General features: G+C 72.1%; 11 protein-coding genes and 1 pseudogene. 5 read left to right on the forward strand and 7 right to left on the reverse strand.

Features of this window, described 5'->3' with window-relative positions; all coding sequences use genetic code 11:
• Positions 1 to 377 precede the first annotated feature (377 nt).
• The 5 genes from RND61_RS09895 to RND61_RS09915 all read right to left on the reverse strand — a co-directional run bounded on the left by RND61_RS09895 (position 378) and on the right by RND61_RS09915 (position 4,530).
• Positions 378 to 1,145, reverse strand: coding sequence for an AMP-binding protein (locus RND61_RS09895; RefSeq protein WP_315877464.1), 768 nt, complete (start codon positions 1,143 to 1,145; stop codon positions 378 to 380).
• The gene (locus RND61_RS09900; protein ID WP_315877465.1) at positions 1,142 to 2,077 is read right to left on the reverse strand and encodes an alpha/beta fold hydrolase; all 936 of its coding nucleotides are present in this window, start codon (positions 2,075 to 2,077) and stop codon (positions 1,142 to 1,144) included. The genes RND61_RS09895 and RND61_RS09900 overlap by 4 nt, the downstream gene beginning before the upstream one ends.
• Positions 2,074 to 2,529, reverse strand: coding sequence for a hypothetical protein (locus RND61_RS09905; RefSeq protein ID WP_315877466.1), 456 nt, complete (start codon positions 2,527 to 2,529; stop codon positions 2,074 to 2,076). The genes RND61_RS09900 and RND61_RS09905 overlap by 4 nt, the downstream gene beginning before the upstream one ends.
• Positions 2,523 to 2,762, reverse strand: coding sequence for a hypothetical protein (locus RND61_RS09910; RefSeq protein WP_315877467.1), 240 nt, complete (start codon positions 2,760 to 2,762; stop codon positions 2,523 to 2,525). The genes RND61_RS09905 and RND61_RS09910 overlap by 7 nt, the downstream gene beginning before the upstream one ends.
• A gap of 1,264 nt (positions 2,763 to 4,026) precedes the next feature.
• The gene (locus RND61_RS09915) at positions 4,027 to 4,530 is read right to left on the reverse strand and encodes a hypothetical protein (RefSeq protein ID WP_315877468.1); all 504 of its coding nucleotides are present in this window, start codon (positions 4,528 to 4,530) and stop codon (positions 4,027 to 4,029) included.
• A 379-nt stretch (positions 4,531 to 4,909) separates the two neighbouring features.
• On the opposite strand from RND61_RS09915, the gene RND61_RS09920 reads away from it, so the two are divergent.
• Positions 4,910 to 6,742: a cholesterol oxidase substrate-binding domain-containing protein gene (locus RND61_RS09920; protein WP_315877469.1), complete on the forward strand. Its 1,833-nt coding sequence runs from the start codon at positions 4,910 to 4,912 to the stop codon at positions 6,740 to 6,742.
• Positions 6,743 to 7,112: 370 nt separating this feature from the next.
• Here the strand turns inward: RND61_RS09920 and RND61_RS09925 are convergent, their stop codons facing one another.
• Complete coding sequence (locus RND61_RS09925; protein WP_315877470.1) at positions 7,113 to 7,550, reverse strand: cytidine deaminase; 438 nt, start codon at positions 7,548 to 7,550, stop codon at positions 7,113 to 7,115.
• A 522-nt stretch (positions 7,551 to 8,072) separates the two neighbouring features.
• On the opposite strand from RND61_RS09925, the gene RND61_RS09935 reads away from it, so the two are divergent.
• The 4 genes from RND61_RS09935 to RND61_RS09950 all read left to right on the forward strand — a co-directional run bounded on the left by RND61_RS09935 (position 8,073) and on the right by RND61_RS09950 (position 13,054).
• A complete protein-coding gene (locus RND61_RS09935) occupies positions 8,073 to 10,349 on the forward strand; it encodes a glycoside hydrolase family 44 protein (RefSeq protein WP_315877471.1) in 2,277 nt (758 codons plus the stop codon).
• Between the two features lie 641 nt (positions 10,350 to 10,990).
• Positions 10,991 to 11,269: a GlsB/YeaQ/YmgE family stress response membrane protein gene (locus RND61_RS09940; RefSeq protein WP_315877472.1), complete on the forward strand. Its 279-nt coding sequence runs from the start codon at positions 10,991 to 10,993 to the stop codon at positions 11,267 to 11,269.
• A 272-nt stretch (positions 11,270 to 11,541) separates the two neighbouring features.
• On the forward strand, positions 11,542 to 11,769 hold the full coding sequence (locus RND61_RS09945; protein WP_315877473.1) for a hypothetical protein: 228 nt from the start codon (positions 11,542 to 11,544) through the stop codon (positions 11,767 to 11,769).
• Between the two features lie 322 nt (positions 11,770 to 12,091).
• Positions 12,092 to 13,054, forward strand: coding sequence for a DUF6492 family protein (locus RND61_RS09950; protein WP_315877474.1), 963 nt, complete (start codon positions 12,092 to 12,094; stop codon positions 13,052 to 13,054).
• Between the two features lie 72 nt (positions 13,055 to 13,126).
• On the opposite strand, the pseudogene RND61_RS32675 reads toward RND61_RS09950, so the two are convergent.
• Positions 13,127 to 13,336: pseudogene (locus RND61_RS32675) on the reverse strand (acyl carrier protein); the annotation flags it as partial.
• Positions 13,337 to 13,719 lie beyond the last annotated feature (383 nt).

A 13,719-nucleotide genomic window follows, 5' to 3' on the forward strand; every position in this document is an offset into this window, starting at 1 on the left:
CGGGGCGGAGGGCGGGTGGGGCGTAGGGAGCACGCGGGGCGGTACGTGTGCTCTCGTCGTGCCGGCCACCCCTGTCAACCGGGGGCTCCGGCCGGGGCGCGGGGCCGATGCGGTGGCGGGACCGTCTCTTCGTCGCCCCCGCTCGGAGGAGAGAGGGGAAGGACGGACGTGGAATCCACGCCGACCGGGGGCGGGTCCGTCCCGTCCCGTCGGGCGGCCCCGGCAACTGGTGCCTCCAGGGGGCGGTGAGGGTGCCGGCGTTCCGCCGGGCCCGGAAGCGCTCGTGGGTGGCCGGGTCCCGGACCCGTCCGGTGCTCCGTGCCGTCGCGCGCCGGGGGGGCACGGGCTGGGCCCGCCCGCCGGCGGGAACGGTCCGGTCAGGATCCTCTGCATACCGATGCGTTGGCCGAGCGGCACGGCTCCTCCTCACCGGTTCCGCCGCCGCGTCCCCCTCGTCTTAGGGCGGTACGTCCGGAGTGGTTCGGCCATCCCCGCGTCGAAGGTGACCGGCGGTTCGTCTTCGGGCCCGGGCCGGAGGACGGTGGCGAGGGCCGTGAGCTGGCCGGCGAGGTGGCGTGGTGGTACTCCGCGCCCCTGGGCCGCCCGGTGGAGCCGGAGGTGAAGAAGTTCATCGCCGGGCCTTCGGCGTGCGGCTGCGGAGCGTGCGGTCCGGGCCCGCTTCCGTCCGGCACCACGGGCAGGCGCTGCCCCAGGAGCCTGTCCCGACCGGGGAAGGACCGGCCGGTGACCAGGGCCGTACGGACGTGGCCGCGGCCCCGGCCGGGGAGGCGGCGTGCCGCGTGGGCCAGGGGCTTCCCCACGAAGGCATCGGGGGCGATCCTCTTCGGGCGGCGCCGCACCTCGGCGTGGGGCTCGATCAGGACGGGGACGGCGCCGGGCGAGACCGTCCCGTGGACGGCGGCGAAGAGTTCGTAGGCGTCCTGGGTCATCACCACGGCCTTGTCGCCGCGGCGCACTCCGGCGGCCCGGAGGGCGTGCGCGGTGCGGCGGCAGCCGTCCAGCGGCTGTGCCGCCGAGACGGCCTGTGACGCGCGGGCGCCGGTGCGACCGATGGGTACGTCCGCCTCGGGGTGCTCGACCAGGGCGGCCGGGCGCGCGAGGACGTCGTCCTTTGCGGCGGTCATCGCTGTCCTCGCAGGAAGTCGCAGATGTGGGGGCCGAGTTCGTCGGCGGCGTCCTCCATCACCAGGTGGCCGGCGCCGGGGTAGCGGTGGACCACGGCGTGTGGGTGGCGGCGGGTCCACTCGGCGAGGACCAGCGGGGTGAAGACCGGGTCGCGCATGCCCCAGCCGACGAACATCGGCATCCTCCGCAAGTCGTCGGACGTGCCGGGCGGTTCGAGCAGTCGCCACGCCTCGTCCGTGTCGCCCCGGGGGATGGCGCGGATGAACTCCGTGATCGCCCGGCGATTGCCCCGGCGGACGTGGGGCAGCAGGTAGGCGCGTCGCTCGGCGGGGCTGAGCGGGCGGGTGACGCCGACGCGGAACGTGAGGCGGGCGAAGGCGTTGGTGGCGTGCACGGCGGCGGCCACGGGGCGATGGTCCCTGATCCAGCGCAGGTGGAACGGCAGACGGTAGCCGTCGGGCCAGGGGAAGGCGATGGTGTTGAGGACGACCAGGGCGGACACGATTCCCGGGTTGCGCCGGAGCCAGGCGACGCCGAGCGGCCCGCCCCAGTCGTGCACGACGAGCGTCCAGCCCCGCGGCGCCACCCCCTCCCGGTGGACCAGGTGGTGGTACAGGGCGTCCAAGTGGTCCAACTGGGCCCGGTTCCGGGCCGCCGGGTCCGGCGGGAGGGCGAGGTGGTGGGACAGGCCGAGGCCGGGCAGGTCCGGGACGAGGCAGCGCGCGTGGGGGGCCAGCTCGGGCAGGAGCTTGCGCCAGGCGTAGCTCCACGTGGGGTTGCCGTGCAGGAAGAGCAGGGGGTCGCCCGCTCCGAGGTCGAGGTAGTGCTGGTCGGTCGCGGGGACGAGCCGCCAGTGCTCCCGCCCGGGGTAGCCGGGGAGCAACTGCTGGAAGATCGAGGAGTGCGCCGGGACGGCCGTGGGATCGATCATGTTTGTCTCACCAGCGGATCAGGGTCGGGCCGAAGCTGAGGCCGCCGCCCGAACCGAGCATCGCCACGGTGTCCTCCGCTTCGAGGAGTTCGGCTTCCCCGCGCCTCGGCCAGTTGCAGGGGCGGTGGTGCGGCGGCGTGGTCGCCGTGCCCGGCGCCTGCCGGCACGCACCGGTCTGCGGGCGGGGAAAGGGCGTCGAGCGTCTCGTGGTACTGCGGCATCGCGATCTGGCGCCGGGCGGTGAACGCGCTCGAACGCACTGCGCGCAGCTCGTCCCGTGGGGCCTCCGGGATCAGCGGCAGACCGTTGACCACGGTCGTGTGCAGCAGGTCGCCGTCGAGGCGCAGTGTGACGTGCTCGTCGGACAGGGAGCGCGGACACATGGTCCCTCCGCAGGCGGCGGTGCAGGCGTTCCACGCGGTGGAGTCGGCGGCGAGCTTCGACGTCAGCACGCCGGGGCGTCCTGGTCCGCGGGTCCGGCGGTCAGGACCAGCGCGGCACCGGCGCCGGGGACGGTGCGGCCGGGCACCGCCCGGATCAGTGCCTCGTGGTCGGGCCCGTGCCAGCGGGTGGCCGGTGAGCCCACTTCTTCGCAGGCGGTGAGCGCGGTGCGGCAGCGGCCGGTGGCGATGAGGGCGGCGGCCTTCTCCATGGCGTTGAGCACGCTGCCGCAGGCGTTCTTCACATCGGACGCCGGGCAGCCGGCGCCCAGTTCGGCGGCCGTGATGTGAGAGGTGGCGGGCCCGAGCCGGATCCTGCGCGGTGACGGCGAACAGCAGGAGGTCCGCGTCGCCGACGCCTACGCCCGCCTCGTCCAGGGCCTTGCCGGTCGCCACGGCCGGGTCGAAGGCGTCCTCACCCTGCTCACGGACGTGGACGCCGCGTACTCCGGTGTGGTCTTCCAGGAGGCCGGGCAGCGGGGCGTAGCCGCCCGGGGCGGCGATTCTCGCGCGGGTCTCCTCCACGGTGCGGTACGGAGACGGCGAGTGGACGGCGGTCACTACCAAGCGGGTGCGCAGGACATCGAACACCGAATCACCGTAACGACTATCCAACCGAGCCATACGGGTGAATCGAATGAATCACTCCAAGGAGTGGCAAGTCATGGTTTCCTCCCCGCAAGCTGTTTCAGTCACCACCAAAGGTGGAAACCAGCGCGAAGAGGCAGTCAAGCGCCGATGGTGTGATGCGATCGGGCAGTGGCGGTCGTGTGTGGGCCGTCGGCTTCCCGGAGGATCACGGACCGGGCCTTGACGCCTCGATCCGTCACCCCGCGGCTGGTCCCCGATCGGTCGTGACGGATCCTCGCACTCGGCGGTGGCTCGGCCGGTCCCTGGAACGTCATGGACGACCGGGTGAAGTGGATCGCCGGGCTCGCACGGACCAGCGGGGGCCCGGCCGTCGGCCCGCGCGGCACCGCCGACGGGAACACCGCCCCGGCTGGTCCGTACGCCCCCTCGTACAGGGTGTGTTCACCCACTGTCCACCGGTGAGGAGGCCACACCCACCGCCGTCGGAGAGTTCCACCGCGTCCGGCCGCTGCTCCTCGGTGGAAACCGGCTCACCGCGGGCCCGGCGCCCGCGGCGGTTCCGTGACGTCGGGCGCACCGCAACGGCGGTCGGGGAGCCGGTGTCCCACGGGGGGGGAGTTCGGTGCCCGGGCGGGAGCCGGGGCCGCTGCGAGCCGGGGTACGGGCGCGCCGTCCGCCGCACGGACACGGAGGGGACGGCCGCGTACGCGGCGGGCGTGCCGCCGGCCTTCAGGGTGGGTGCCGGCGCAGGGGCACGAGGGGCGGGGCCCGGCCTGAGGCGTGCGGCACGCGTTGTGTCACTGGAGCTCGGCCGCGCAGGTCAGGGGCGTTCCGGCGCGCCTGGTCCGGAGTCGCTCTCGCAACTCGCGTCCCCTGTCCCGGCCGGGGAACGCTTCGACTGGTGACAAGGGCGCTCGGTCACCACACGTCGATGGACCATACGTCGCCGGCCCGATGACCGGCCGGGCCGGGATCATCCGAGCCGTGGGGGCCGGGATCGACGATGACGTGAATGCGGGCACCCGACCCGGACACGCGATAGCGGTGCATGTCACGCGACACGTCGTCGAGCTCGGCCGTGCGGCCCAGGGCCGAAACGGCGGCCTGTAGTTCTCCGAACGGAACCCTGGGCGCGAACTCCCCGTAGTGCCGCGAGAGCGGTACCGGTACGGCGCTCGGAGACCGGTCGTGAAGGAGACGGTGGATCTCGATGCCGAAACCGAAGCAGGACATCCGTCCCCGCGGGTCCGGCGCGAAGTTGATCTCCACGAGTCCGTAGTCCCGTCGCAGCAGGCCGTCACCGGGCACATCGAGGAAGCCCCTGCCCAGGGCGGCTTCCCACCTGTCGGGGTGCGCGCCCGCCCCCGCCCCGAGCACGTCGCGGCGCGTGGCGACATGAGCGTAGAAGTCCAGAGCGGACACGTATTGCCCCTTCCTCCGCTGTGCATGCGAAGCGGCCTGAACGATAACAACATCACCCGGCCGCCTACGACACCCCTCTGACCTGCGCAAACAAACTCCAGTGAGACAAGCCGCCCGGTCGCCGGGTTCGATGGGACTGCTCGGCCTTCGACGCGACAGGACACGTGACGGCCCCGCCGGGGAGGCCCCTCCACCGTTCCGGCCAACCGAGCGCCTCGTCCCCGTGAGGGGATCACCTGAGCCGTTCCACGAGACGCGATCTCCACTCGTCTAGGTGAATTGATCGAACTTTTGACCGTAGGTTCTTTGTTCCGGGTACCGTGCGTTCCGGACGGCCCGGCAGAGCCGGTTCGCGACGGTCAGGGGCAGGGGTGCGGGGATGACGGACGATTCTTCGATCCGGGAGGGCGGGCTGTCGCGGCGCGGGCTGCTCGCGTCGTCGGCCGCCGCGGGCGGTGCGGTCTGGTTGCTGCGCGGGCTCATCCGGCCGGGCAGCGCCCATGCGGCCCCGGCACCGCCGCCGGGCTTCCCGGCCGGGGTCGACCTCCACCGGCGCGTCTACGAGAACTGGGCCGGTGAAATCCGTACCGACCAGTTGTGGACGTGCGTGCCGCGCGGTCCTCAGGAGGTGCTCGATGTCGTCAACTGGGCCCATGGCGCGGGCTGGAAGGTGCGCGCGCAAGGCAAACGGCACGGCTGGGCTCCCCTGACGGTGGCCGACGGCACACCGGCGACGGCCCGGGTCGTCCTGCTGGACACCACCGCACACCTGACCGCGATGTCACTGGAGCGGCGGGCCGACGACGGGTCGGCCGAGGTTCGGGTCCAGACCGGAGCCACCCTGGAGGACCTGCTCGCGTTCGCCGGCGCGAGAGGACACGGGGTCGTCTCCGCACCGGCGCCCGGCGAGCTCTCGGTCGGCGGCGCGCTCGCCATCGGGGCGCACGGCACGGCCGTCCCCGCCGTCGGCGAGAGCCCGTCCCCCGGCCACGGCTACGGTTCGCTGAGCAACCTGGTCACCGAGCTGACCGCGGTCGTCTGGGACGCCGCCTCCGGCCGCTACGTCCTGCGGACCGTCGGCCGGGCGGAGCCCGACTGCGGCGCGCTCCTGGCCCACCTCGGCCGTTCGCTGGTCACCGAGGCCGTCCTGCGGGTGGGTACGGACCACAACCTGCGCTGCCAGTCCTTCGTGGACATCCCCGCCACCGAACTGTTCGCCGCCCCCGGTGCCCCGGCCGGCACGCGGACGCTGGCCGGCTTCGTGGACCGTACCGGCCGGGCGGAGGCGATCTGGTTCGCCTTCACCGACAAGCCCTGGCTGAAGGTCTGGAGCGTCAGCCCGCACCGACCCCTTGCGGCCCGCGCGGTCGACGAGCCGTACAACTACCCGTTCTCCGACTCCCTTCCCGAGCCGGTGGCCCGGCTGGCCGGCTCCCTGGTCTCCGGGGCCTGGGCGAGCGCCCCGCTCTTCGGACGGGTCCAGTACCTGCTGACCAAGGTCGCGCTGACCGGTGACATCACCGACGTCCTCCTCTCCGACGACCTCGTACGGGAGGTGCTGACCGGCGACGTCCTCACCCACCTCCTGGCGGGCGGCCTGCGCTCGGACCTGTGGGGCGCCTCCCGCAACCTGTTGCAGTACGTGCGGCCCACCACGCTGCGCGAGACGGCCAACGGATACGCCGTCCTCGTCCGCCGCGCCGATCTGCAGTGGGTGGTCAGCCAGTTCGCCGACTTCTACCGCACGCTGCTCGCCCAGTACGCGGCACGCGGCGAGTACCCGGTCAACGGCCAGGTGGAGATCCGCGTGACCGGCCTGGAGGATCCGTCCGCGTGCGGCGTCCCCGGCGCACAGCCCCCGCTGCTGTCCGCCCTGCGACCGCGCCCCGACCGGCCGGACGCCGACACCGCCGTGTGGATCGACGTCCTCTCCCTGCCGGGCACACCCGCTCTGCACCGTTTCTACCGTGAGATCGAGCAGTTCCTCCTGGCCTTGGACGGCGACCGGGCGTCGGTCCGGGTGGAGTGGTCCAAGGGCTGGGCCTACACCGACACCGCCGCATGGTCCGACCCGGACGTCCTCGCCCGCCACATCCCCGCCGGCCACCGCGCCGGGGGCGGCCCGGGTTGGGACGAGGCGGTGACAGCACTCGACCGGCTCGACCCCCACCACGTACTGTCCAGCCCCTTCCTCGACACCCTGCTGCGCTGAACCGCGAGCGTGCCGGTGCACAACTGCGCCCCGACCGGAAGTGAACCCGTCGAGATCCAGACCCGGACCGACGACGCCCCGTCCGTTCGCCCCTGCCGGCACGGACTATCCGCGTTCCTCACGGGGCAACGCCCTCGACGCACCGGAGTCGGCCGGCCCGCACCGGGTCGGCGCCGACGCCCGGCGGCCGTCGACCCGCGCGCAGCGGCGGCGCCGGGCGGGGCGGGGCGGCGGTGGGCCGTCCTCGTCTGCGACCTTCCAGCACTCGATCAGCTCCTCCTTCCACACGCGGGTGGGGTGTCCATGAGCGCTTCCCCCAGCAGTTGCCCAGTGCCGCATCGAGCAACGTTCGCCCTGTTGCCGCCTGGCGTCAGCTCGTACTGAATGGTGCGGTTCGTTCGGCGTCGAGTTGGTGGTCGGCCCAGACGTAGCTTTCGGGAAGCAGGTCGGTGATGCGGACGGTTCGGAGACGGTCGCCTGTACCGACGATGACCTTCAGGGCCGGGAAGTAGTCGAGAAGGACTTGGCGGCAACGTCCGCACGGGGGAACGACTCCGCGGTCGCGGTCGCCAACGGCGACGATCGTGTCCAGCTCGTAAGCGCCCTGGGTTGCCGCCGTGCCGATGAGGACCAACTCGGCGCACGGGCCTCCCGTGAAGTGGTAGGCGTTCACCGCGGTGATGATCCGTCCGTCCCGGGCGCGGCCCGCGGCTGCCATGGTGTGGTTGTCGCCGCGGCATCGAGTGCGAGCGACGTGGGCCGCGGCCGCGATGAGTTCGTGGTCGACGGGGTGGGGATGCGTGGTCATCTTCTCTGCCTTCGTGCGGTGTCAGGCGACGTTGGCGCGAGTGACGACGGTGCGCAAGCGAATATCGGCGGTGTGCTCGTTCCGCCAGGCGATGTAACGGCGGATCGTGCTGCCCCGGGCCGTTCTTCTGCTCGACGACGAAGGTTTCAGGCGGTGGTACGCCGCCAACCTCCTCGACATCGGGTTGCCCCGTGGGGGGCGCAGGAACCGCAGGGCCAGGACCCGGCCCTGCGGTTCGCCTCCCAGAACGGGACGAAGGGACTCCTGCCTTCGCTGCCGCACCACGTCGGCGGTCAAGGACAGAGGGGGGTGGGAGCGGGCACCGGCGCAGTCGGCGCGAGCGGCGAAGTCCCCGCGCCGGCACGGGGGCTTCTCGAAGGATCCTCCGCAGGGGGCACCGCCCGCCTTCCGAGGAAGCGGTTGTGAGATGCCTTGACAGCATGTGACAGAGCCATGACAGTTCGTTGGAGGTTCGATCGTGGGAGCGCTCCCACCCCTGCGGAGAAAAACGAGAGGAACCTCATGCGCCTCAGAACCGCCTTGGCACCGGTCGCGATCGCCGGGGTCGTCGCGACCGGTGTCTCCGTGCCCGCGACGGCGGCCGCCGCGGTCGGGCCGGCCCTGACCGTCGACGCGACCGCGGCCGGGCGTTCCATCAGCCCGTACGTCTACGGAATGAACTTCGCCGACGAGGCCCTGGCGGCCGACCTGCGTCTGCCGGTCCACCGCTGGGGCGGCAACCACACCACCCGCTACAACTTCCGCAACGACACCACCAACCGCGCCTCGGACTGGTACTTCGAGAACATCCCCAACGACAACCCCGACCCCGGCAGCCTGCCGAACGGGTCGGAGACGGACCGCTTCGTCGAGCAGAACCGGGCGACGGGCACCCAGACGATCCTGACCGTCCCCCTGCTCGGCCAGGTGGCCAAGGACCGGTCCAAGGCGTGCGCCTTCAGCGTGCAGAAGTACGGACCGCAGCAGTCCACCGACCCCTGGGCGCCGGACTGCGGCAACGGCAGGAAACCGGACGGCACCCCCATCACCGGCAACGACCCTGCCGACACCAGCGTCGAGATCGGTCCGCAGTACGTGACCGACTGGATCAACCACCTCAAGAGCCGCTACGGCGGCGCGGCCGGTGACGGAGTGCGGTTCTACAACCTGGACAACGAGCCCGACCTGTGGCACTCCACGCACCGCGACGTCCGCCGCGAAGGGCTGGGGTACGACGAGCTGCGCGATCTCACCTACCGGTACGCGGGCGCCGTCAAGGCGGCCGATCCCGACGCCAAGACGCTGGGACCGGTCGGCTGGGGACTGAACTCGATCTTCTACTCGGGACTCGACCAGGACGTCTGCGGCCGTACGGGCTGCTGGAGCAACCCGCCCGACCGGGCAGCGCACGGCGGCCAGGACCTGGGCCCGTGGTACCTGGACCAGATGCGCGCCTACGAGAGGGAGCACGGCACCCGCATCCTGGACTACTTCGACATCCACCTGTACCCGCAGCAGGCGGGAGTGCACGGCGAGGAGGCCGGTGACGCCGCCACCCAGGAACGCCGGCTGCGCTCCACGCGGCAGTTGTGGGACCCCACCTACGTCGACGAGAGCTGGATCAACCGCCCGGTCCAGATGATCCCCCGGATGCGCAAGCTGGTCGACGACCACTACCCCGGCACCAAGCTCGCCATGACCGAGTACAGCTGGGGCGCCCACGGGCACATCAACGGCGCCCTGGCCCAGGCCGACGTCCTGGGCATCTTCGGCCGTGAGGGCATGGACCTGGCCTCGCTGTGGACCGCCCCCGAGAGCGACGAACCGGTCGCGCACGCCTTTCGCGTCTACCGCAACTACGACGGCGAGGGCGGTGCGTTCGGAGAGACCTCCCTTCCCGCAGCCAGTGAGGACCAGGACAAGCTCGCCGTCTACGCGGCCCGGCGCGCCTCCGACGACGCCCTGACCGTGGTGGTGGTCAACAAGAGCGGAGCCGACCTCACCAGCCCCGTCAGGATCAACGGCGCCGGCACCGGCACGGCCGAGGTCCACCGCTACAGCGCCCGGCACCTGGACGGCATCGTCCGTGAGGACGACCAGGCCGTCACGGCCGGCGCGTTCACGGCCGACTTCCCCGCCGACTCCATCACCCACCTCGTCCTGCCCGCCGGCGGAGGCGGCGAGCAGGACACCGAAGCGCCCACCGCACCGGGCAAACCCAGCGCCTCGAACATCACGGCCGACGGCCTCACCCTCACCTGGCCGGCGGCCACCGACGACACCGGCGTCACCGGTTACGACGTGTACCGGCTCGACGGCGACACACCCGTCAAGATCGCCAGCACCACCGGCACCTCACACACCATCACCTCTTTGCGACCCGACACCGCATACACCTTCACCGTCAAGGCCCGGGACGCGGCAGGCAACGTCTCGCCGCCCTCGCCCGACGTCACCGTGCGCACAGCGGCAGTTCCCGCACAACAGTGCAAGGTCGACTACACCGTGGCCAACCAATGGCCCGGCGGCTTCACGGCCCATGTGAAGATCACCAACACCAGCGACAAACCGATCGACGGCTGGCAACTGCGCTGGGACTTCACAGCCGGACAACGCGTCGGCCAGGGCTGGGCAGCACAGTGGGAGCAACAGGGCACAACGGTCACCGCGCAGAACCTGACCTGGAACGCGAAACTCGCGGCGGGCGCCTCCACCACCATCGGCTTCAACGGCAGCCGCACCCAGGACGGCCCCGCACCGACCGCCTTCACCCTCAACGGACACACCTGCGGCACCTGACCCGGCACACACCACGCGCCGCACCACCCCGACCGGCCCCGCAGCGGCGACGGCCCGCTCCATGGACGCTCCTCGCCGTGCCCGAGCCCCGGCCGCACGGCAAGGAGCACCCCATACTCACCCAGCTCACCCAGTGGCAGTGCCACGGCCAGGTCCAGCAGCGCTGGACCGCCACCGCCGTCTGACCCGGCCTCCTCCCCCACCACGCCTCCGTACCCGGCCCACTGCCCGGCCCCCATGCCTGGGCAGCGGGCCGCGTACGCCCCCGGGCTTTGTCACAGGAGGGAACCGCCCGCCCGGGGCAGCGCCCCCAGCACGGCATGCGCGGCAGGAGAGCGGAGGGGAGACCCGCCGGCACGACGCCGGCACGGTCGAGACGAAGACATCGACGCTGAAGGCTCCCGCCCACCGGCGGGGGCCTTCACATCCGTACAGGGCCAGGAGCGACCAGCGCCCCACCATGAACAAGCCGCCTTCGCGGCGCCCGGGCCGAAGTGGCCGTACGGAAAGGGCAGGGCGGCGCCGAGCGGGGATCAAGACCGGACTCGGCCGGATTGGCGGCCGAAGAGATGTTTGTCCGGGCCCGGACGGTGCACACGAGGAACTAACACTGCCTTTATACGGAGAGACGGAGACACACCATGGGCATCATCGCGTGGATCATCATCGGCCTGCTCGCCGGCATGATCGCCAAGGCCCTGACGCCGGGCAAGGACCCCGGCGGCATCATCATCACCATGCTCATCGGCATCGCCGGCGGTCTGCTCGGCGGCTGGCTCGGCAAGGTCATCTTCGGCGTCGACTCCATCGACGGGTTCTTCGACCTCTCCACCTGGATCGCCGCGATCATCGGCTCCGTCATCCTGCTCCTCCTCTACCGTCTCGTCACCGGCAACCGGCACTCGCACCGCCACGCGTGACCCGTTTAAGGCGTACCTCGCCGACAAACCGGACGGCTCCCTCCCCCACGCGCGGGACGGGAGCCGTCAGCGTGCACAGCCCACCCGCACCGATCACACACGTCCCACGCACCGGACGGATGGCGGGCCAGCGCCCCGGCAGGCACGACAGCAGCGCCCTCAGCCCGGCAGGCCCCGCAGGCGACGGAAGCACGGCACAGCGGGAGGCCGGGCAGCGGGCGACGACCGACGGGACGGTGGTCCGGCAGTCCGCCGGGCAAACCACGAAACGCGTGACCGTAGACAGCAGCACGAAGTCCGAGGGCACCGAACCGCTCATGACCACCGAGACGGTCGAGGTGGGGTTCGGCAGGAACCGGGCCGGTGCGGCCGACGTCCCGCTCCCCCACACGGCGGCCGTCGACGCGCTCGTCGCCGCGCGCCCCGAGGTCGACTGGGAGGGGCTGCGGCACAGTACCGGTTGGGCTGCGGGCCCGGGTGGTCGACGGTCGGCGCCGTAGACCCGGTGGCACAGCAGGTGCTCGTCATCACGGTCCGTCCGGTCGGCTTCGCAGCCACCGCTGACAGCCGGGCTCGATCACGGCATGCGGTCGACTCCGAGGCCGGAGCCGGCCGCATCCCCAGTACCGGTTGGCCCGACCCACGCGGTGGTTGCTCGACCGGGGCGACACGATCAACGATGCCGTCGGGTGCCGTTCCCGCCTTGCTATCGTTCGCCGGGTGCAGCAGCATCGGGCAGATCCTTCCGCCTTCGCTCCCGCCCCCACGGCTGCCACCGGACGATCCGGCGGACACCACGACGAAGCGCTACCGCCGATCGGCGTGGTCATCCTGGCCGCGGAGAAGGACATGCCCGGGCTGGACGTCTGCGTGCGGGGCCTACGGGATCACTGTCTGAATCCCGTCACCACGGTGCAGGTGATCGCCCAGCGCGTGCCGGAGCGGCCCCGCGGCGACATCGATCCGCGCATCGTGTGGTACGACGAACGCCGGTGCACCGTCGCCGGCAGCACGGTGCGCGCGTACCTGCGGGACCTGGGCAGAGATCCCTCCACCGCCTCGTGGTACTTCCAGCAGCTGGTGAAGCTGGAGTGCTTCACCCTCCTTCCCGCGGACGCGCCGGAGCACGTGCTGGTGGTCGACGCGGACTTCGTGTTCCTGCGGGACACGGTGTTCGTCGACGGACGGGGAAGGTCCCTGCTGTCCTACGGCTATCCGCTCTCCTGGCACCCCGGCTCCCGGACGCACCGGCTGCCCGCCCGCCACTCGGCGCTGGAGGCCGCCGGGAGACTGGTACCGGGCTGGTTGCCCGTGGACGCCTACAGCGGCATGCAGCACCACATGGTCTTCGACCGCACCGTCCTGGGCGACCTCGTCCAGCGCGCCCAGGACGCCCACGGCGAGCCCTTCTGGCAGGCGTTCTTGCGCACCGCCGACCCCGGCAAGTGGACCGGCGCCTCCGAGTACGTCCTCTACCGGCACTTCGCGGCGCGCTTCTTCCCCGAACGCGTGCGCCACCGGCACGTCGACGCCGTCGACGTGATCCAGGGCGAGGGCCCCGGCGGCTTCACCCTGCCCGAGGTGGCCGCCGCGGCGCAGGGCTCCTCCCTGCGTGCCGTCGGCTGCCACCGCTTCCTCCACTACACCGAGCGGCTCGCGACCATGGACTACGTTCCCACCGCCCTGCGCCGCACCCTGGGCGCCGATCCCGGCCCCCTGTGGTTGCGGCTGGACGGCGGGGTGCTGGCCATCGGCCGGGCGGTCCCGCCTCTCGCCCTCGCCTGAGGGCTTCAGCCCTCGTCGAGCCGACGGAGGATACCGGCGGCCACCGCCGTGATGTCCGCCCTGGAGGAAGTCGGACAAGGGCAGGCGGACGTCGAAGTCACGGCTCAGGGACCCGTGGAGCTCGATGGCGCGCAGCGACCCCAGCCCCTGGGCCGCCATCGACACGTCGTCTTCGACCGATGCGGGTCGGACCGCCAGGAGGTCGGCCACGCGGCGGCGCACTTCCGCCGCGACCGCCGCGGCGCGCCGCCCGGCCGGCAGGGCCGCGACCGTCGCGCGCATCTCGCTCCGCGGCGGCGTCCCGGGCGGGGCGGCCGGGGAGACGCCGCGTGCGGGGGTGGTGTGGATCGGATCCAGCAGTCCGGCGACGTACGCCTGCCGGCAGGCGGTGCGGCGCACCTTGCCGCTCCGGGTCGTCGGCAACCCGCCGGAACGCACGAGGACGACGACTCGCCGTGACCGGTGCGACACTGTCCGAAGGGGCTTGCCCGCCTCACCCGACCGGTCTCGGCCTCACTTCTCCACCCTGCCGGAAACCCTGCGGATTTTCCCTCTCTGAAGAACCGGCCTGGTCCTGACGGTCGTCGTTTCCCCGAGGCGGGCCTTTGTCGTCGTGATCACCGGACGACCCCGAGGACGTCAAGGACGACAATGGCCCGGCCGGT

The organism is Streptomyces tamarix (assembly GCF_032423885.1).
GTDB lineage: Bacteria > Actinomycetota > Actinomycetes > Streptomycetales > Streptomycetaceae > Streptomyces > Streptomyces tamarix.